The sequence below is a fragment of the Paenibacillus taihuensis genome, assembly GCF_003386535.1.
Classification (GTDB): domain Bacteria; phylum Bacillota; class Bacilli; order Paenibacillales; family Paenibacillaceae; genus Paenibacillus_Z; species Paenibacillus_Z taihuensis.
On record NZ_QTTN01000048.1, the window covers coordinates 1 to 20,805 of the forward strand.

At 50.4% G+C, this 20,805-nt stretch carries 16 protein-coding genes, 2 tRNA genes and 1 rRNA gene; 6 read left to right on the plus strand and 13 right to left on the minus strand.

Annotation, left to right across the window (positions count from 1 at the left end):
* The 3 genes from A8990_RS27030 to A8990_RS27040 form a co-directional block, all read left to right on the plus strand.
* Nucleotides 1-251 (plus strand): 23S ribosomal RNA (locus A8990_RS27030); the annotation flags it as partial.
* 75 nt (nt 252-326) lie between these two features.
* Nucleotides 327-402 (plus strand) — tRNA-Thr (locus A8990_RS27035).
* A 7-nt stretch (nt 403-409) separates the two neighbouring features.
* Nucleotides 410-484, plus strand: a tRNA-Gly gene (locus A8990_RS27040).
* 92 nt (nt 485-576) lie between these two features.
* On the opposite strand, the gene thpR is transcribed toward A8990_RS27040, so the two are convergent.
* The 9 genes from thpR to A8990_RS27085 form a co-directional block, all read right to left on the minus strand.
* Nucleotides 577-1,185 (minus strand): RNA 2',3'-cyclic phosphodiesterase, encoded by a 609-nt coding sequence (gene thpR, locus A8990_RS27045; protein WP_116192148.1) that lies wholly within the window; start codon nt 1,183-1,185, stop codon nt 577-579.
* Between the two features lie 86 nt (nt 1,186-1,271).
* The gene (gene tlp, locus A8990_RS27050; protein ID WP_116192149.1) at nt 1,272-1,481 is read right to left on the minus strand and encodes a small acid-soluble spore protein Tlp; all 210 of its coding nucleotides are present in this window, start codon (nt 1,479-1,481) and stop codon (nt 1,272-1,274) included.
* Between the two features lie 126 nt (nt 1,482-1,607).
* Entirely contained in the window at nt 1,608-2,282 is a 675-nt protein-coding gene (gene pilO / locus A8990_RS27055; protein ID WP_116192150.1) for a type 4a pilus biogenesis protein PilO, read from the minus strand.
* Nucleotides 2,266-3,801: a type IV pilus biogenesis protein PilM gene (gene pilM, locus A8990_RS27060; RefSeq protein WP_181909802.1), complete on the minus strand. Its 1,536-nt coding sequence runs from the start codon at nt 3,799-3,801 to the stop codon at nt 2,266-2,268. The genes pilO and pilM overlap by 17 nt, the downstream gene beginning before the upstream one ends.
* 20 nt (nt 3,802-3,821) lie before the next feature.
* Nucleotides 3,822-4,577 (minus strand): prepilin peptidase, encoded by a 756-nt coding sequence (locus A8990_RS27065; protein WP_116192152.1) that lies wholly within the window; start codon nt 4,575-4,577, stop codon nt 3,822-3,824.
* Nucleotides 4,578-4,653: 76 nt separating this feature from the next.
* Nucleotides 4,654-5,148, minus strand: coding sequence for a type II secretion system protein (locus A8990_RS27070; protein ID WP_116192153.1), 495 nt, complete (start codon nt 5,146-5,148; stop codon nt 4,654-4,656).
* A 65-nt stretch (nt 5,149-5,213) separates the two neighbouring features.
* Complete coding sequence (locus A8990_RS27075; RefSeq protein ID WP_116192154.1) at nt 5,214-6,422, minus strand: type II secretion system F family protein; 1,209 nt, start codon at nt 6,420-6,422, stop codon at nt 5,214-5,216.
* On the minus strand, nt 6,422-7,471 hold the full coding sequence (locus A8990_RS27080) for a type IV pilus twitching motility protein PilT (protein WP_116192155.1): 1,050 nt from the start codon (nt 7,469-7,471) through the stop codon (nt 6,422-6,424). Before A8990_RS27080 ends, A8990_RS27075 begins: the two co-directional genes overlap by 1 nt.
* 15 nt (nt 7,472-7,486) lie before the next feature.
* A complete protein-coding gene (locus tag A8990_RS27085; RefSeq protein ID WP_116192156.1) occupies nt 7,487-9,154 on the minus strand; it encodes a GspE/PulE family protein in 1,668 nt (555 codons plus the stop codon).
* Nucleotides 9,155-9,473: 319 nt separating this feature from the next.
* Here A8990_RS27085 and A8990_RS27090 point away from each other — a divergent pair, with 319 nt between their 5' ends.
* Nucleotides 9,474-13,745, plus strand: a complete 4,272-nt coding sequence (locus tag A8990_RS27090; protein WP_116192157.1) for a DUF5057 domain-containing protein — start codon at nt 9,474-9,476, stop codon at nt 13,743-13,745.
* Between the two features lie 79 nt (nt 13,746-13,824).
* Here the strand turns inward: A8990_RS27090 and A8990_RS27095 are convergent, their stop codons facing one another.
* The 4 genes from A8990_RS27095 to A8990_RS27110 all read right to left on the minus strand — a co-directional run bounded on the left by A8990_RS27095 (nt 13,825) and on the right by A8990_RS27110 (nt 19,770).
* Nucleotides 13,825-15,735, minus strand: coding sequence for a hypothetical protein (locus A8990_RS27095; RefSeq protein ID WP_116192158.1), 1,911 nt, complete (start codon nt 15,733-15,735; stop codon nt 13,825-13,827).
* Between the two features lie 19 nt (nt 15,736-15,754).
* Complete coding sequence (locus A8990_RS27100) at nt 15,755-16,375, minus strand: PulJ/GspJ family protein (protein ID WP_116192159.1); 621 nt, start codon at nt 16,373-16,375, stop codon at nt 15,755-15,757.
* Entirely contained in the window at nt 16,359-16,946 is a 588-nt protein-coding gene (locus A8990_RS27105; RefSeq protein ID WP_181909803.1) for a type IV pilus modification PilV family protein, read from the minus strand. The genes A8990_RS27100 and A8990_RS27105 overlap by 17 nt, the downstream gene beginning before the upstream one ends.
* Nucleotides 16,947-17,124: 178 nt before the next feature.
* Entirely contained in the window at nt 17,125-19,770 is a 2,646-nt protein-coding gene (locus tag A8990_RS27110; RefSeq protein ID WP_116192161.1) for a response regulator, read from the minus strand.
* A 251-nt stretch (nt 19,771-20,021) separates the two neighbouring features.
* Between A8990_RS27110 and A8990_RS27115 the strand changes: the two genes are divergently transcribed.
* A complete protein-coding gene (locus A8990_RS27115) occupies nt 20,022-20,402 on the plus strand; it encodes a hypothetical protein (protein ID WP_116192162.1) in 381 nt (126 codons plus the stop codon).
* 321 nt (nt 20,403-20,723) lie between these two features.
* Nucleotides 20,724-20,801 (plus strand): potassium-transporting ATPase subunit F, encoded by a 78-nt coding sequence (locus A8990_RS32850; RefSeq protein ID WP_116192181.1) that lies wholly within the window; start codon nt 20,724-20,726, stop codon nt 20,799-20,801.
* Nucleotides 20,802-20,805: the final 4 nt, after the last annotated feature.

A 20,805-nucleotide genomic window follows, 5' to 3' on the forward strand; every position in this document is an offset into this window, starting at 1 on the left:
AGGAGCTGTCCTTAGTACGAGAGGACCGGGATGGACGCACCGCTGGTGTACCAGTTGTTCCGCCAGGAGCATAGCTGGGTAGCCAAGTGCGGACGGGATAAGCGCTGAAAGCATCTAAGCGTGAAGCCCCCCTCAAGATGAGATTTCCCAATTAGTAAGACCCCTGAAAGACGATCAGGTTGATAGGTTCGAGGTGGAAGCGCAGCAATGTGTGGAGCTGACGAATACTAATCGGTCGAGGGCTTATCCTAAACAAGTTCATCCAAGCAAAGAACTTCGCAAAGGTTCGTATCCAGTTTTCAGGGTGTTAAGTACCTGAATAGCGTGCCGGTGTAGCTCAGTTGGTAGAGCAACTGACTTGTAATCAGTAGGTCGTGGGTTCGACTCCTATCGCCGGCACCATTTATATGCGGAAGTGGCTCAGCGGTAGAGCATCGCCTTGCCAAGGCGAGGGTCGCGGGTTCGATTCCCGTCTTCCGCTCCATATAAATGCTAATCATGGTAATCCTTGCTGATGCAAGGCTTTTTTTGTTTCTAAATACAAAGAGCGCAGTCCACTTAAGGTCTGCGCTCTTTTTACTTAAATGAGATGACCGATATAGCCTCGTACATGGGCTGACGGTGCATGTGTGTGGCGTACAGCACCATAGAGCTGGATTGCCACTGAAGCGGCTGATGTTCAGTCGGATACGGAGCTTTATGCAGCGATAGCGCTGAAGAGTCGAATGGCTCTTCACGGTTGTATTTACGTGCAAGAGTGAGATGAGGCGAGTAGGGTCGCTCCTCAGGCGGGAAGCCAAGCGGGCTTAGTTGAGAGATGACCTGCTGCTGTAAGCCGCGAAGCTGCTCTATCTCGCCATCTATAGAGCCCCACAGAACCGATGGAAAGCTTGGACGTCCGAAGGTACCGAGTGATTTTATGCAAATTTGAAAGGGTGTTATTGCGGTGACAGATGCCCTTAATTGCTCGATGATATGCGGTATTCGTTCTCTTGGCGTGTCACCGAGAAATTGGAGTGTAATGTGCAAATCCTCGGGATGAACCCATTTGCGAAAAGTGAATTGAGGCAGCTGTTGTAGATTGTTGATCCATTTCTTTAGCTCTTGTTTGATCTCGTCAGGAAGAGGGACAGCGACGAAGAGCCGCATGGAGGATGATTTATCATCTTCTGAAGTACTTATCATGTGGATGACTCCTTTAACTGGAGAAATGAGAGCAGGCCGCCTGAAATGGCGACCTGGCTGTTAATTATGCGCTCCTATCGGTTCGATCAGGACTCGTCTTCGAGCTCTTCTTCAAAACCCGCAAGGCTTTGTCTGCGGCGTTCATTCTTCGCCTGGAGATTTTGCTGTTCGCTAGCGCCTAGCTCGCTTGCATGTTCATCAAGATAAGCTTCGGTTTCCTGTAAATTCGACTCTGTGTTCTCGATATGTTCCTGCAGATGCGCTGCATTATCAGCGCGATTATCTGGTTTAGACATGATTTTCTTGCCTCCACGTTAGTTTAATGCCGAACCTTGCTTATTATGGCAGGTAGGAGAAGCAGGTATGCATGTAACAAGAGAAAACCGCGTAACCAGCCATGTGGTTACGCGGTTTTCTCTTGTTTATTCCGTGTAAGGCAGAACCATCTGCTTCACAAGCGACTTATAGGATGGATCAAAGTAGGCGGTGAATGTAATACTCGCCGAGAGCGGCTTGTCTGCACTGCTTGATTTTGCGATATCGAAGGAATCCACGGTTATCAATCGCGGCATCGTCTGGAGCTTCTCTACATAGTGAAGCACGTTCGTGTAGCTTCCTTTAATGACAACGGAAACACCAAGCTTCTTCACATAAGAGCCAAGCTCAGCAGAACTGCTATTTCCAGCGGTGGCATTATCAGAGCTTGTATCCAGCCCAATGTTCCCCAAGGAGGCGCTATCTGTCTCACCATCAGCTTGCTTCCCATCCGAATCGGGACTAAAGGTCGCAGTTATCGTAGTAGCACTAGTTTGTTGCTCAATGGACTGTAAATCTAACAGAAGCTGCTCCGTGTTATCCCAGAGCGGAAGTGCGTTCTGCACACCAGCTTCGGAATAAGATTTGTTTGATTCCTTCTTCTCCGCCAGCTTTTTGCTAAGCAGTTCCGTCTGGCCTGTCAGCCGATCTATCTCTGCTTGTTGGTCGGAGTTGCTGCCGGAAGAAGGCTTGATTACGAACGAATAAGCTGCAAACAAGATGAGAAAGAGAACGGCGATGAGAAGCACGGCGAGAGAGCGGTTCTTATTTAGCTGTTCCATCTGTCTCCTCCTCCTTCTCTGTCTCCGAGCCCAGCGGCTTCAATTTTACCGTGAATGTAGCCGAGTATGGCTTCGTGACGGAGACCCCGCCGTTGCCAGTAGATGTAGCGATAATCTCGCTGCGGGACATCGTTTGCAGAATGGCATCTTGGGCGAAAGTCATGCGATGCAGGTCAAACAAGTAGCGCGATATATCGCCAAGCTTTATGAAGCCGGCACTGATTGCGACCTGGCCCTGCCCTGTAATGCTAATCGTTCGGATATCCGCTCCAGCCGGAAGCTTCTGGTCCAGCTCACGTGCAATGGCGACTACGTCCCGTTGCTTGTTCTTAATGGCTTCAATCTCAGCCAGCGGGTTCGATTGGCCGCTCTGAGCGCTTGAAGCAAGCTGGTTGGAAAGCAGGGCAATTTGATCATTCAACCTCTGAACGGTGTCGGTATGATTCGCATCCTCGGCGCGATTGCTAAAGTAGGAGTAGCCAGACAGCGCGGCCAGAAGCAGCCAAACCGAAAGTGCAGCGACGATTATTGATGGAAAACGCTTCGACTCGCTCGTCGCACGGCGAGGCATCAGATTAATCTTGAAGCTCGAATCCTGCGGTAAAGCCAGACCGGCAGGGAGCAGGTAAGCCCCTTGTCGACCAGCGAAGAGATTCGGTTCAAATGCACGGAAAGCCGTATCGCTCATATCGATGTCCGGTTGGGCCTCGCTCAGCGCAGCGATGAGGCTCGCTTTGGCTGCGGGAGCGCCGGCGACGATCGCTTTTGTAATCTGCGATGCGCCTTCATGGAGACCGAACTGATAGAAGTTGAGAATCCGGGAAATTTCCGCTGTCAGTTCGCCAACCTGGTGCTCACTGAGCTTGCCAGGCTCATGGCCGCCAAGCTCCTGCAGCGAGATCGTACGCATGAAGATCGGACTGCCTTCATGGAACATAAAGATTTCAAGCGTGCTCTCGCCGAGATGAACGACCATCGTTTCGCTTGTTTTTTCCGCTTGCTGCGTGAATATCGATCTTGCGAGAGCAGCTGCGGGGAAGGAGATCATTTTGACACGAAGACGGGCTTCCTGCAGCAAATCGACTATAGAGCGAATCCATTTGAGAGGTGCGGCGAATATAAGCACATGTGTGCTTTCCTCGTCCTTGCTCATGATCAAATAATCATAGACCGGCTCCTCAAAAGGCAAGTGGAGCGTTGTCTCGACCTCCAGCTCGATGAGATGCCGCAGCTCCTTGGTGTTCGTTGAAGGGATGCGCATTTTGCGTACGATGATTTGTGAAGTTGGGACAGCTAGCGTAACGTTTGCGCCGGCGAGCTTCTCCTTGTTCACCCACTTTTTAAACGCGCCGCGAATACCGTCCGCATTAGTTAGCTGATCATCCACCATAATGCCGCTCGGGAAAGCAAGAAATCCGGAACGGTCAATCGTCCAGGCTTTCTTCTTGCGCAGGCTGGCATAACGAATCCCTGTCTCATCGATAGTCAAGCCAATCATTTTGGAGCCAGTTAGAAACATGATCAAATCACTTCCCATTATTAGGTCAATACGTTTAAATACCAATCAATGATGGCATCACCATAGCAATAAGCGATCAGTGAGCCTAGCGCGAGAAAAGGTCCAAAAGGTATAGCTTGCTTGCGCCTCACGCGCCTAATCAGCATGAGCAGGCCGCCAATAAGAGTACCGGCGAGACATGCGAGCAGCAGCGCGACGATAATGGACTTGAATCCAATGATAAGCCCGAACAGAGCGAAAAGCTTAACATCGCCAAGCCCCATCTGTCCGCGCGAAACGATATGCACGAGCAGCAGAATGCCGCCTCCTAGCAGGGCGCCAAGCCCGTAATGCCAGAGTGGCTCTCCGTGCTGAAACAGCCTAACGATCAGCACGAGCGGGAGGAAAGCAAGGAGGACGTTGTTCGGAATGAGCATATAGACAAGATCGGATACCGTAACGATGATGCACAAGCTGACAAACAACAGGGCCGCAACGAGTTCAAGCGATAAGCCGATTCGGATATACATAAGCATGAATAGCAGACCAGTAGCGGATTCGCCAAGTGGATAAAGCAGCGATACCTGCTTCTTGCAATGTCTGCAGCGTCCTCTGGCAAACAGATAGCTGAAGACGGGAACGAGGTCGCGTTTGCGCAGCCTTGTACCGCAGCTGCCGCAGGTGGAAGGCGGGTAAAGAAGCGACTGCTTCTTCGGCACGCGTAATCCGACCACGTTGAAGAACGAGCCGCAGATGAGGCCAATCAGCAGCAAATAGATCGCGATTGCAGTCGTCATAGTGTATAACTACTTTCGTTAAGAGTAAAAGAGAGGAACCGGAACGAATCCGGTTCCTCGTGAGGTGTTTTTGATATTATGGGTGCAGACCAGCTGCCGCAGTTGCTTTAGAGTTAGTAGCAATTACATCAGTACCTAAATAATATTTTCCTGCGGTGAGTGAAGGAGAGGTACTAACAGAAACGTAATACAGTTTCCCAGTTGCATCGTCGAAAGATACTTGGCCGCCAGTGATTGCCTCTTTATTGCTCGGAAGGTAGATAGGACTTTCCAAGTAACCTTTTGCTTGTAGTTCAGCAATCGTAATTATGAGGTCTGTATCTGTTGTCGGCTGCGTAGAAAGCTTGGTCTTGTAATCGCTGTTGAGTTCAGCTGTAACATACAAGCGTGTAGCTTCGTAAATTTGTCTCGCTGTCGCGAGGTCAGAATCGGTTTTGGACTTATTGATGACTCCACCGATCAGCGGAATAGCAATCGCAGAAATAACCCCTAGAATAACGATAACCGCCAGCAACTCGATGAGTGTGAATCCTTTCTCACTTTTGCCCATACGTTTCATTACATTAACCATCGTGCATTCCTCCTAAAAATTCTTCTAAATTGTAAGCAATCTCTTATTATGCGATAACGTAGAGGTCAGCCTAATTGGCTATATAAACTGAACATCGGCAGCATGATAGCCGCGACAATGGTTCCCACCATCCCTGCCAGAAAGACGAGCAGCAGTGGTTCGATCAATGACTTCAGTCGGTCTACGGTTTGTTCAACATCCATTTCATAGAAGTCAGCGACTTTGGCGAGCATCAGATCAAGTGAGCCCGTTTCCTCGCCGATCGAGATCATCTGCGTTACAAGCGGCGGGATGACCCACGACTTCTTAAGCGGATCAGATAGCGGCATGCCTTGACGAAGCGAATCGGAAGCGCTCTTGATGACTTGTCCGACTACGCGATTGCCGACGACTTCCTCGACGATGGCGAGCGCTTGAAGCATAGGTACCGAGCTGGCATAGAGCGAAGATAACGTTCGCGACATCTGCGCGATGACACCCTTCTGCTTGAGCTTGCCGGATATCGGTAACTTGAGCTTCATATAATCGATGTAATAAGCCCCCTTGCTAGTTCGTCCTGCTGCAAAATAACCAATCCCAATAAGTGCAATAACAACAATCCATAGATACCACTGGTTTTCAATGCTTCCGCTAACAGCCATAACCATCTTCGTAATGGCAGGCAGCTGTGCATGCATGGAGTTAAACATATTGACGAACTGCGGGACGACAGCTTTGAGCAAATAAACTACGGCGGCGACTGCAAGTAATCCGACTACAACGGGGTACGTGAGCGCTGACTTGATCTTCTCCCTCGTGACGTGCTGCTTCTCGAAGGTCTGTGCCAGCCGATCGAGCGTGCCTTCCAAGTCGCCGGACTCTTCACCTGCCCGAATCATACTGATGAACATGGCAGGAAAGATTCGTTTATGCTCGCTGGCTGAGAGCGAGAAGGCGTTGCCTCGAAGGAGGCTGGAATGGATGTCCTGCAATGCCTTCTTGAGCGGCTTGCTCTCGGTCTGCTGAGCCAAAATGCCAGTCGCGTCTACGATCGTAACGCCTGCCCGAATGAGAGTTGCGAACTGGCGGCAGTACACGATGAAGTGCTGCATCTTAACGGGATTGCCGATGTAAATCTCCATCGAGAGCATCGTCGTCCGATGCTCGTTCAGAGAGAGCACGACAAGACCGCGCTTACGCAGCTCCTCCATGGCTGCCGATTTGTCCATGGCTGCCATCTGGCCGCGAAGCTGCTTGCCTGTGCTCGTCTTGACGTGATAGGCGAACCGAGCCATTAGCCGGCACCTTCAGTCAAGTAAATCGCAGCGGCAGCCCGATCTACGCGTCCAGTTTGGAGAAGTTCCTTAATCGAAGCGTCCAGCGTGTGCATGCCTTGCGCACGTCCGGTCTGCATGATGCTCTTGATCTGGTGCACCTTCTCGGTGCGAATGAGATTCGCCACAGCAGGCGTGTTAATCATGATCTCCGTTGCACATGCGCGACCTTCGCCTCCAGGACGCGGCAGAAGTCGCTGGGAGATGACGCCGAGCAGTACGGCCGCGAGCTGCGTCCGAATTTGCCCTTGCTGATGCGATGGGAACGCATCGATGATACGGTCAATCGTCTGCGGAGCATCGGTCGTATGCAGCGTCGCGAATACCAAGTGACCGGTCTCTGCGGCAGTGACCGCAGCGGAGATGGTCTCCAGGTCGCGCATCTCGCCGACCAGAATGACATCCGGATCTTGTCGCAGCGCGGCACGCAGTCCGTTGCTGAAGCTCTTCGTATCGTTGCCGACTTCACGCTGGTCGACGACGGAGGCAGCATGCGTGTGGAGGAACTCAATCGGGTCCTCGAGTGTCACAATATGCTTCTTCTGCGTCCGGTTGATGAAGTCGATCATCGCTGCGAGTGTCGAGGACTTGCCGCTTCCCGTCGGCCCTGTCACAAGGACGAGCCCTTGATGCTTATTCGCGAGCGTCTCAATGATATTCGGCAATTGCAGCTGCTCGAGCGTCGGAATGCGAGTTGGAATCGTACGAATCGCGATGCTCACTTTGCCCCGCTGGCGGAAGGCATTAATCCGGTAGCGCGAGTATCCTTCCAGCTCATAGGAGAAGTCGACCTCACCGGCTTGATCGAAATGCGCAAGCTGTGCTTCGCTGAGCAGTGCGACAGCCATCGCTCTGGAGCGCTCAAGCGTCACCTCTTCTTGGCCGAGGCGCTGGAGCGAGCCGTGTACGCGCATAACAGGAGGGGAACCGACCGAGATATGCAGGTCAGATGCTTTGCTTTCATGGGCCTGCCGCAGCAGGTTCGTAATTTGCTCCAATGGTTGAGTCATTAAGTTGCCCCCTGTTTAGTGGAATACGGTCTCGCGAAGCACTTCCTGAAGCGAGGTGATGCCTTGCGCCGCCTTGTCCAGGCTGTCATGCATGAGCTGGATCAATCCGTGCTTCTCAGCCGCCATGCGCAAATCATGAACCGATGTATCCTGACTGATCTGCTGCCGGATCGTATCGTTAACCGCAAGTACCTCATGAATGGCTACCCTGCCCCGGTATCCGGTCTGATTGCAATCTCCGCAGCCGCTTCCCTTGTACAGCTTGTCCGCTTTGATTCCGTGATTGCTAAGGAAGATCGTTTCCTGCTCCGATGGCGTGTACGCCGCTTTGCAATTCGGACAAATCCGTCTGACAAGCCGCTGGGCAACGACTCCAACGAGTGATGATGCGATCAAATAGGACGCGATACCCATGTCCCGCAATCGTGTTATAGAGCTTGCCGCATCATTCGTATGCAGCGTCGACAGTACCAAGTGACCCGTAAGTGAGGCGCGTATTGCAATCTCCGCCGTCTCGGTATCCCGGATTTCGCCGACCATGATGATGTTCGGGTCTTGTCTCAGAATAGAGCGCAAGCCAGCTGCAAAAGTAAGGCCGATCTGCGGATTCACATGCACCTGATTAATGCCTTCAAGCTGATACTCGACCGGATCCTCGATCGTGACGATGTTCGTGTCTTCCTTGTTCAAGTGCTGAAGCGCGGAGTAGAGCGTCGTCGTCTTACCGCTTCCCGTAGGTCCGGTAATAAGAATGATGCCGTAAGGAACGCCTATAATTTCTTTGAAAATATCATAGTTAGCGCGGCTGAAACCGAGTTGGTCAATCGCCTTTACCCCGACGCTGAGATCGAGTATCCGCAGAACGATCTTCTCCCCATGAATGGTCGGCAGCGAGGAGACACGAATATCAACCGTCTTGTAATCGACCTGCATCTTCAAACGGCCGTCCTGAGGCAGCCGCCGTTCGGCAATGTTGAGCTTCGCCATAATCTTGAGGCGGGCAGTAATAAAGCCCTGCATCTGCTTCGGGATGGTACGTTCAGTCCGGAGTACGCCGTCAAGCCGGTAACGAATGGCAACATTCGTCTCGCCAGGATCGACGTGAATGTCGGATACTTGAAGCTGCACCGCCTGCTGAATCATCTGGTTGACAAGACGTACGACAGGGGAGTCTTCGTCGGTGATCTCCGTCTCGCGGATTTCATCCGTCGACGGGAGTTCTCCTAGAATCTGCGACATGGAATCCTGCAGACCGTAGTGTCTAGCAATGGCGCGCTGGAGTTCGTCCTTGCTGGATATGGCAGGCTCAATCCGGAATCCCGTTGACATCCGAAGTTCTTCAATTGCGAAGTAGTCGAGAGGATCAGCCATAGCGACAAGCAGCTTGCCGCCTTCTTTATGTAAAGGAATCGCTTGGTAACGGCGAGCTAGACTCTCTGGAATAATTTGCGTAATAGAAGGGTCGATCTGATACTTAAACAAGCTGACGTGAGGGATGCCCAGTTGGACTTCAAGAACCTCGAACAGCTGTTGCTCTGTGATATATCCGGAGGTGATGAGCAAGTCACCAAGCTTCTGTTTCGTCTTGCTTTGCTCACGCAGCGCTTGCTGCAGCTGCTCTTCCGAGATGACGCTGCTCTCTATGAGCAGATCGCCTAGCCGTTTCTTCTTTACGGTGCTCATGATCGTCACATCCCCTCTTAAACCTCAGACAAAAGTTGGAAAAAGGGAAATCTTGATAATAGGACTATAGACCTATTATTTTCTTATGCAGGAAATGGTAGAAGTAGACGCTAAATTCAAGAAAATTGCCACTTTTTACGGCAGTGATTTCATTATACACGTACCCGACTCTATTAGACAATAAAGGAATGGCTTGATCAAAATTTAACATAAAACGCTATTTTTCTAATGGGTTTAGAAGTATAATAGAAGTAAAATTCCACTAGTACTTTTGAACTGGTTAATTTTGTATAGGTTATACAGTTTTGGAGGGGATAACGTGAGCGCGAAGATGAGAAAGCTCATAGTCAGGCTTGTTCTTGTATGTATGGTCTGTGCATTGATCGCGATACCTGAATTTCGGGGAAAAGCATACGCTGACAGCACGGTTTACTATGCCATAAAAGCAGGTACGAATAAGTTTCTGACCGTTGGATCCGGCAATGTGCTGACTGCGAGCACGACTAGCAGCGGTACGGCAGCAGAACAGTTCGAACTGATTTCCAATAGTGATAATACATATTCAATTAAGTCCAAATTGACGGGGAAGTATGTGACGGCTTCTTCGACTTCGTCACCTCTCCAGGCGACCTCGACTACGATTGGCTCTCTGCAGAAATTCAAGAAGAGCAATGACTATTTGATCGCTACTATAAACAAGAACGATAAATATGTTTTCGTCGATGAGGATAATGGATCCAAACTTTACGCTTCGAAGAATAAATCCAGCGATGCAACGAAGCTCTATTTCTCCAAAGACGTCACGAAGCTGCTTGAAATAACGGATAGCGGCGATTCCGATTTGCAAGATGAGCTTGGCTCGCTTCCGAATGTGTCGATCGACACGGTTAGCATGAAGCGGTTCGTAGCGCTGCGCGGCGATCTGGACGGCAGCTATGACGCAATTTACATCGGGAAAGGCAACTACAATCCGAACAGGGTAGCGCTGACGACAACCAGCAACAGAGATGCTGCTCATGCAACCAAGAATCTGGAGAACGATATCACGATGCTGAAGGCAAAGGAAATCGTTAACCAGTTCATCCTCAAAGGCCAGCTTGTCCTGCTCTATAGCGATTCTTCATCGAAGAGCGGCTTGCTCTATCAGGGCACGATCGTCAACAGTAAATTTGTTGCCTCACACGGCAATCTCTATGACACATTTGCTCCATATTACACAGCTAAACGAGATAACGTCATTTTTCTGGATGCAACTGGTTTAAACAATCTCTACAGTAGGTTCTCAACCTATACCGAGCTGCTCCACCAGCGGCCGAAGCTTGTACTAAGCAATCAGCCAACTTCGTACTTAATTAATCCGTCGACACTGTACCACGCAGGGGACAGGCTTACATTCGGCTTCAATGTGCCGAATTACAGTGATTTTGGACAAGGCACTTTGACAGCAAATTTATATCTGGGCCTCGATAAGGCTGCAGTCTTCGGTAACAATCAGATCGTGGCAAGCGCATCGGTTACGAATCAGGAAGGCGAAATCAGCTATACGCTGCCGAAGGGCTACTCCGGGTTGTTCTATTGGAAGCTTGAAATTATCGACCAGCAGTCGAAGCTGAGCAGTTATGAAACCGGCGTCTTCCGTTATCGCGATCAAGTGACCAATGTACGCGTACTGCAAATTATGGCCAATGACTCGGATGTGAGTAGTCTAAAGAAAAGCACGAACTTGACTCAGAGTTATTTGAGCTCTACCGGCGAGTACAATATCACCATTACAACGATGAAATTTAGCGAATTTAACGCAAGCGACAAGAGCGGGCTGAATGGCTCGTACGACATGTTAATCTTCGGTTTTGCGGATTCGTACAATGCCAACGCAAGTATTACGGATGCAACCGCCGATGTCGTCAATAACTTTATCAAGACGGGGCAGAGCGTTATGTTCACGCATGATACGGTTTTCTCGAGCTCCGGAACAGATCGTAATACATGGATCAACAAGTTCCAGCAAACGACGGGGCAGATCGAGCCATGGACGAATCTTGGATTCGGCGCGCCAAGTACGTCAACCTCGGTCCAGAAAGTGAATGACGGGCTTCTCACTCAGTTCCCATTCAATTTGGATGATGCGACGCCAACGGTTGCAACGACGCACAACCAGTACTTCACGCTAGATCTAGAAGATTCGACTGTTGTGCCGTGGTATAACATTACTGGCGGCAGCCGCAATGACACGAACGATAGCTGGAATGATTACTATACGTACTCGAAGGGCAATGTGACTTACTCCGGTACCGGGCATACGAACACAGGCTTCCCAGATTGGGAACAGAAGCTGTTCGTCAATACGATGTATCGTGCATACATGGGTTCAAACCATGCGCCGCTATTGACGGTGTACAATCCGGTGGACTATTCGGCAGCCCAGGATAATTTTATTCCGAGCTATCAGCCGATCAACTTAAGCTTCATGCCGGAGGATTATGATTTTGCCGATCGCAACCTGACCGTTCAAACGAGTTACACCTACAATAATGGCTCGGGAGCTACAACGAAGAATCTAGACCCTTTAACGGTGGTATCCGGTTCAACAGCCAATCAAGTGATCCCGAACCCGTTTACAGGTGACGGAGATTTGACGATTAGCATCACCGTGACCGATAAGACAGGCGCGAAAGCGACAAAGACAGTTCCGGTGAAAATCAAGAAGATCTCTTCGAACCTGACTGTGCAGCGTACAATTACAGGTGGGGCTGTCGGTTCCGGCGGCGAGATCGTGATGGAGCGGGGAACGACAGCATCGTTGAATTATTCCGCAACGCCAAAACCGATTGCGAATTCCGGCTCTGTGAACGCTTCGAGCTTAAAGATTCAAGGCATCACATTCAATGAGACGCTTCCAGCAGGTCTTGAGGTTGTGGGCACGTTGCCTAACGGGCTAACGAAGAGCGGCGATGTGAACAGCGGCTATACAATTAGCGGCACTTTCAACACGATCTCGTATTCGCTCGCAGCTGACGGGAAGAACTACATCGCATCGCCGATTAATTTCAGCATTACGGTGAAACCGACCGTCACAGGCACATTACCGCTTAACCGAGCAAGCCTTGCGTTCAAGGATGTAGGACAAACGACGTCGATGACATTGCCATATGACTCTTACACGATTAATTCCATCGTTAAAGTGGACAACCTGTCAATCAGCGTGAACGACCTGACGCTGGTGAATAGGAGGGACAGCACAGGAGCGATGGTTTACGATACGGCGACGGTCATCCCTACGTATACCCCTGCAGATGCAACGCCGAGATTCAGCTGGACCTCGTCCAAGCCTAGCGTTGCTTCGATTATTACGACGAATGCAGGCAACGGCTTCGTAACCGCAGCCTCGACCGGCGAAACAACGATTACAGTCATAGATGCGATTACCGGCAAGTCTGCTAGCGCGAAGGTGACTGTTCTGGAGTCGGGCTTGAATATCATTGGCGACGATACTGTAAGCGTAGGATCGACAATCGATTTAAAGCGAGGTATCGTGAAACCGAACCGTGAAACAGAGAAAAGCATCCAATGGAGCGTCTATAACCCGAGCGATGCAACACTAAGTACAAGTACCGGTTTGCAGACGAAGCTGACTGGTCTCAAGGCAGGCACAGTTACCGTTACTGTACATGTCGAAACAACGTATGTCTCTGCGATAGATGGATCAACAGTGACGAATACGTATGATGCGACAAAGCAGATCAAGATTGAGAATCCGGATTTGAAGCTGTCCGGAGCTCAAACGGCCGGGGTTGGTGATAAGATATCGCTGACCGCTGCCTTACTGAAGGCATTTGATCAGACGCCTATTGCGGACAGCAGCATTGTGCAGAATGTAAGCTGGAGCTCCTCTAATACATCAATTGCAAAAGTAACGGCAGATAGTACGGGCAAACAGCTGACGAACGAGCTCCAGGCGAAGTCGCCAGGAAACGTAACCGTATCGGTTACAGTCATATTACCTGGTGGACCTCTGACGAAGGATCTTCCGATCGTCATTCAAGATCGTAAGCCTGCAATTAGTGGAACATCGGTTGTGAAGGCGGGTAATTCGATTACGGATCTAAACGTAACGTGGAGCGGCAGCGCAGGTGCGCCATCGTTCAACTACTTGCCGGAATGGACGATCTCGGGCAGCCATTCGGCGAGTATCACGATTGATCCAGCTACTGGCAAGCTGCAGACAGGACCCAATGATAGCGGTACAGTTACAATTGTGATGACGATACATACGCCAGCAGGCGTCGATCTGATAGCAACGAAACAGATTGATATCGTCAATATTGTGCCGCCACAGAGGGCAGAGCTGTTTCAAGGCGATACGATGAATTTGGCTGATTCAAAGGTGCTGATCATCCTGCCTGAACGACTGCGAGATTCGATCGTCACTGGTCTTCAATGGTCGTCGGATAACAGCAACATCGTGACCGTTACACAAGCTGGCGACATTACCGGCAAGCGTAAAGGTACGGCAACGATAACGATTTATGAACCGAAGCTCGGCATGACGTTTAAAGTGCCGGTAACGGTAACGAATACCGATAAGTACTAGACTGACGAAATGCTGCTAGAACAAAGAAAAATGGTGGTGCGGAATCTGACGATTCTGCACCACCATTTTTTATTAGAAGCTATGATGCAGGGACAAGCTTCTTCTGCCCGATGTGCACTCTGACTTTGTTGACGCGAGGCAACCCGACACCCTGGGTTTTGAACATATCGCGGTCATAGTCAATGACGAAGCGGGCATTCTTCAGGTTGAGGCCGTCCGCTTCATCCTGAGGTTCGAATTGCAATGTGTTCTGATTCGGCACTTGGCTCGTGTTGCCGAGCACAGCGTTGATCGTCATCCCATCCTTAGCGAAGAAGCCGCCATGAAGCCAGAAGAGAGAGCCTACGCCGTAGAGCTCCGCCTCCTTATCCGTATAGAAGAAGGCATCCAGTGTATTGGGGCTGTCCTTGCTATAGCCGCCAGGGTCGAGGTTCTGGAAGGAATCGACCCGGTAAATATCAATCGGCGAGTTCGCAATCATGACAAGCTCGCGCTTTACACCGTTAATAGTCAAGCCGCGAATCTGGGCATCAGCGATTTCATTCTTGCTGGTTTTACTATCTATTAAAGAGTAGATCGTTGAATCCATTTCAAGCTTTCCTGCCAGATGGATGTTTCCTTTGACCAAGATATTTGCCCGGATTGGAATCGTTGTGTTCGGATCATCATTGTCGATCGTTAAATCGCCATTTACGACTAGCCAATCATTTACCGTCTTTTCATGGTCATAGTAAATCTTGCTAAGTCCGTCCTTGCCAATCGTTAGATCGCCATCTATATAAAGCGGGCCGGATAGATGACTAAGGCTATCATTCAATTTGCTCATCGCTTGATGGTACAGGGTAACATCCTCGTCAGATGCACCGGCTGCCGGCTTCGACGGTACCGTCAGCACCCTGTTCTGATTGGAATAGATCGTTCTGAAATAGTCCCTCAGCAGGTTAAGGAGCTCGTCCGCTGGATTAATCGGATGGTCGTCATAGGCATGCATCAGCGCATCCCGGAGCATGTAATCTACAGTCCCATCCGCGCCAAGCGCATCGAAAGCTTTATCGACAAACGTGTCGGGCACTTCAATCGAGATGAACTTCTTCTTCTCGGAAAACTCGATCTGCGGCTCGAGGCCATGAAATTGCGGCGACTGCGAGTTTTGCGGAAGATCCTGAGACGTCGGACTATCACCTATGTAATATTGTACCGTGCTGTCCGTCTGAATTTGGATTTTGCCACTTTCAATCGGATCTCCGTTATCGTCAAACAGTTCATTGATCGGTGTTGTGTTATCTGACGGTACCACATAAAGATACTGCGTATCTGCTAAGTTCTGATTGCTATGGTAAACGTAATTGGCAGCGTTTCGGATACTCAACTGTGTGCCTGCATAGATGCTGCCGATGAAGAGGGGGGCACCGTTAACATTAACGTTGCCTTCGGAGCCCATTGAATATTTCAAGAAATCCGGGAATGTATCGAGCGTCACTTCTTGCGTGAGGTCACGTTTCACGCCGTTCACGACAGCTTCTGCAGTAACGCGCAGTGATGTTAGATACGTTGTCTCATTGCCGCTTGCAGGATTATCCGCTGTTTGATGGTCTGCACAGTAGAGACCTTGCTTCGAGATATCGGACGGCACGTCTAACAAACAAATATTCTTGATCTGGTATTCAGGGCTCTTGGCCTTATCAAGATCGGAGTTATCACGCCAGCTATAGTCATTAAACTTACCCACGAAATCTTCGGCTTGCTGGGTGATCTGAGTGGGGTTGATCGACTGGTCATTGAACTGCGCCATAATATGCGCGACTGCTTCGCTCAGCGCTTTATCTGCCAGATGGACGGTCTGCAGATTGTCCTCGGACTTCTGTGCCCGCGTTGCGCCGCCAATGGTAGCGCCAAGGACAGCGACACCGAGCATCGCGAAGAGGAGAATCATAAATACGACGAGCAGCAAGGCGGAGCCTCGTTCTTCCCGCCACATGGTGCGCAACATTGATCAACAGCCTCCTTCTTTAAAATCCGAATCTGCTCTCCAGATCAAGATCGTAATTCTTATTGCCAAACTCCTGACGCAGCTTCAACTTAATTTCGATGAGTCCGCTGCCACAGCCGTTGGCTGCATCGTTATTCATACAGGACACTGTGATAGAAGAGGCACTAGGATCGGTGCGGTCCACAACAATGTCAGATTGTGCTTCGATTATGCGCTCGTTTACGCCGCTACCAATAACGAGCGTGTTTTTATCCGTACCATCCGCCTGCTTGACAGCCCTGATCTGAATCGGTTCTAGCACGGAGGAGCTATCAGATCCATCCTCAGACTGAATCTCCGGAAGAGTAAGGACCATGGACTGATGGTAGGGATCAGTTTGCGATATCCGGGTAGGGCCGACCTGATACAGCTCGCTAATGATGGTGGACATAATCACATCGCCTTCGTCGCGCAGTTCGTTCTGAATACGTACTTTGTGATACGTGTTCAAGCCGAATGTAATCGAAGAGTAGATGACACCCATAATGACAGATAGCAGCGTGAGGGAGGCAAGAAGCTCGATTAGCGTGAAGCCTCGCTCACCTCCGTTACTGCGGAGGCGCTGAGTTAGGCGCTGATAGAAATTAACGAATCGATTCATCGGTTATATATCCCTCCACTTCCGTGCGCTTTCGCTTGGACGGATCTACAGCCTGCCCGTTATCGTTCTTGAGCACTTCTTCAACCTCTACCTTAATGGGGAGCAAGTAGGTGCCGATTCGTCCCCCGTCTGCAGTAGCGCTGTCGGTATTCGAGTCCAGGTCACTATGCAATTTTTCCTGATAGCTTATCGTGACATCGTATTGGATACCATTAATTTTAGGGTTCAAAATGTAGACGAGTGTTTGCGAGTCCTTTACGAGCGTCTCATACTCGGTACAGGAGCTGCTTACAACAGGGCAGCCGGCCGAATCAATCTTGTTATTCTGGGCGGAGAAGAAATCTTTCACTTTATCGAACTTGGACTCCTTCTGCATATAGAACAACGTATTGCGCGCGAGGTTGATCATAACAGTCTTATTCTGGTTGCCCTTCGCGTACGAGAGCGCATGAACAAAAAAAGCCGTCATCGCGAGTCCCGCAATAGCAATGACGACGAGGGAGGCTAAAATTTCGACTAAGGTGAAACCGCCCTCATTCGAAGGCTTCGGCCTTACGCGTGCTGCAGGCATACCATTCCCAATTCCCTTCGGTACAAACATTTACAAGTATTCTAATCATTCGACACGAAGGGGGCAAAATCCTCTTTTTCTAGTTCTAAGGTTCATAGTCTAAAAGTCCCGTGAGACGAAAGAAGCACCGCAGTTCCAAAAGGCGCTCATGCCTCCGGATGCGGTGCTTCCATACATTTCAACTATGCGTAGGTTCCTTCACTTTCGACGTCTGAATGAGACGCTGCAAAATGCTAAACAGCTGGATCGGATCGAACGGCTTCGTAATATAGGCATCCATGCCGGCATCAAGCACTTGCTCTTTGACGCCCTTCATGGCATCGGCGGTCATCGCAATGATCGGTGTATCTCGGCCCGCTGCTAAACCCCGAATCGCCTGTGTCGCCTCAAACCCATCCATGACAGGCATCTGCAGATCCATGAGAATGGCGTCATAGGGATCACGCTGCGCCAGCTCGACCGCTTCTTGTCCGTTCTCCGCGACATCAACATGAATGCCCATCTCGCGCAAAATCTCTCTGGCTACGAGCTGATTAATCTCGTTATCTTCGACAAGCAGCACGCGAGTACCGCGAAGGGCGGTGTATTTGTCCGACTGCTTCACATGCTGCGGCGACTGATGCTTCGTCTGAAAATGCTGCCTGAACAGGCTGATCATCTCGTTGTACAGCTGAGACTGGCTGATGGGATAGTGCAGCACCTTCTCGACTGCCTGCGACTGTTCGGCCTGCAGCAAGCCCGGCTCGTGGTATGCGCTGATCAGCACGATGACCTGGAGCGGCGCCGCGAATGCGATCTTGATCCGCTCGGCAAGCTGCAAGGCATCGGCAGGCTGCAGCATCCAGTCGACGATGACAAGGTCATAGCGGCCGCTGCGTGCAATATTATCGAATGCATCCTCCTCGGTCACCGCAGTGCCGACGACGCATTGGAACTGCTCAAGCTGCTTCTTCAGCACCTGCTGCATCTCGATATTGTTCGAGATAAGCAGGACGCGCAAGTACTTCAGCTTGACGTCCTCTTGCTCCTGGAGAGCAATCGCATCGCCGGTGCTGCGTCCGAACTGCGCGGTAAACGAGAAGCAGCTGCCTTCGCCAGGCTCGCTCTGCACCTCGATGGAGCCGCCCATCAGCTCGACGAGGTTTTTGCTGATGACAAGGCCAAGCCCGGTTCCGCCGTATTTGCGCGTGGTCGACATGTCGGCCTGCGTGAACTGGCGGAACAGCTTGTCCTGCTGCTCGCGCGAGATGCCGATGCCTGTATCCCGAACCGCGAAGGCGAGCGTAACGCCGCGCTCGTCCTTTTGTTGTACCTTTACTTCAAACGTCACTTCGCCTTCTTCCGTAAATTTAACTGCATTATTAGACAGGTTAAGCAGGATCTGATTGAGTCTGAACGGATCGCCGATGAGCATCTGCGGCACGTCAGGGTGAATCGAGAAGTGCAGCTTCAGCCCCTTGTCGAACGCTTTAATGCTGATCAGATTCGAAATCTGGTTCAGCACCTCGTACAGATCGAACACGATTTGCTCCATGACCACCTTGTTCGCTTCGATCTTGGAGAAATCGAGCACATCGTTAATGAGTGTAATGAGATTTTTTGCGGATAGGATCGTATTGTCCACGTAGCCCTTCTGCTGCTCCGTTAACTCTGTTTGCTGAAGCAGATAGCTAAGCCCGATGACGGCGTTCATCGGCGTGCGAATCTCATGGCTCATGTTGGCGAGGAATTCGCTCTTCGCGCGATTCGCCGTATCCGCCGCTTCCTTCGCTTCCTCAAGCATCGCGTTTTTGTTCTCAAGCTCCGTCGTCCGCTCCTCAACAAGCACTTCCAAATGCCCTTTATAATGATGCAGCGCTTCCTCGGCTTGCTTCCGCTCGGTGATATCCATCCCCGCCCGCAGTGTCCCGATCATCTGCCCGGCTTCGTCGCGAACGATCGTATTGTTCCAGGAAATATATCGTATCTCACCGGCCGACGTCCGGATCGCGCCTTCGTGCTCATCGAACGTAAACAACGCATTGTTGAACCAATTCAGTCCAAGCAGATCTATCTCCGAGCTTCCCAGCAATCGGCAGCCTTCACGATTAATCCGTGTAATCCGGCCGTCCGGATCATAGGCGACGATAATGACCTCGACGATATCGAGATACTGCTGCGCTTTCTCCTTCTCCAGCGACAGATCACGTTTCGCCCGACGGCGAATGGAACGGTTCACCAGCAGGAAGACGGCACCGATCACGATTGCCAGCACGCTGATCATAATGACCGTCGTTTGGCTTAACATCTGTTGGTTTGCCGATTTCTCGACATCGCGCTGCGTGCCGCTCAAATTGTAGTCGACCCATTTCGAAAGCGCAGTGTCCGCTTGCTGCCGCGTCGGCGACAGCTCGGCGAGTAGGGCAAGCCCGTCCTCATGCTTTCCTGCCAGAACTGCATCAATAATAAGCTGTCCGGTTTGGAAGTACGAGTCGGTGAACTTGCCTACAAGCTGATAGATGGCCGTTTCCTTCGTCGAATTGTTCAAATACGAGTAGCCTTCAAAATTCGTCTTGAACTGTTCCTGCTCTTTCCGGATCAGCTCCGCGTACTGCTGCTGCGTTTCTTTACTATCCGTAAGCAAGATTGTGTGCAGATCCACTCGTATTTGCGTGAATTCATCCTTCAAAATGGTGATTTTCGCAATACTCGGCATCCAGTTCGTTTCCACTTTATTTATCGTTCTCCGAAGATCGTTCGTTTGATAAACGGAAATCGCAATGACAGAAGCAAGCAGTACGAAAATGGTTGTCACAATTACGGTTATTTTCGTTCGGTTAGACATTGCGTCGCACTCCTTAAGTAGCAGAAAATTTTCCAGTTTACGGGTACCTCTCTAGCATACGCTCTATTTCCATTTGCTGTCTAGAAGGAAGAAGGCATATGGAGGCAATGGGATCGACAATGGAATCAGCGGCATTTTTATACGCTTTTAACGCGGGCCGCCCTCTTCTTTACCCCGCTTTTACAGCAAAGAGGTTTAAGATGTGTCAGTACCGTTCAACGCCGTTACGAGTATAGGAGAGTGGAGCAGAAATGGAAGGTTGCCAGATAAGAACGATAGAGCTGCACCGGTTCGATAGAGAGCTTAGCGAAGCGCGCTATCACCTTGATAATCGAAGCTGCATGTGCGGCTTGCTCAGCGTCACGGCAAGTAACGGCTCGTGCGGTTGCAGCGAGTTCGCAGTCCCAAGCACGCAGCTCCGAGGAGATTTTATCCAGTGGGCAGTTGTGTTTCAGAGATTGAAGGGAATGACGATTCAAGAAGGACTCGATTTCATTCATCTTCACCAGGATACATGGGGGGCTGCGCGCGTCTGTCTCGCTGAAGCGGTATTGACTCATATGGAGCAGACCGGCGCAGCTTGGAACAGAACCTATTTGTTCGATCATACCGAGGCCTATGTCTCGTTTTGAGGGAGGTGCAGCGCCATTTTTATATTTTTTTTACACGCCGCATCAGGTTTCTTTACCCCGTTTTTACAGCGAATCGGTTTAAAATTTGGCTATGCCAGCGAGGGGGAAAAAGACGTGGGTCCGTCTGGATGGTAAACGAGCATAGTGCGCATCATATAAAAGCTGGAAGTAAACGGTATTCCATAGGCTCGTTCTCATCTGTAAGGGGGTAGGAGAAGCATGGTTAATGATGTCACGATGGTTGTATTGTTCATTGCGGCATTTGCGATTTTCTGGGGATTCAAGAAGTTCTGTGAGAGAGCGTAAGGGGGTAAGAGCGAGATGGTCGTCGTTGGAATCATTGCAGCTTTGCTGCTCGTATATCTCGGATTTGTGTTAGTCAAACCAGAGAAATTTTAAAAAC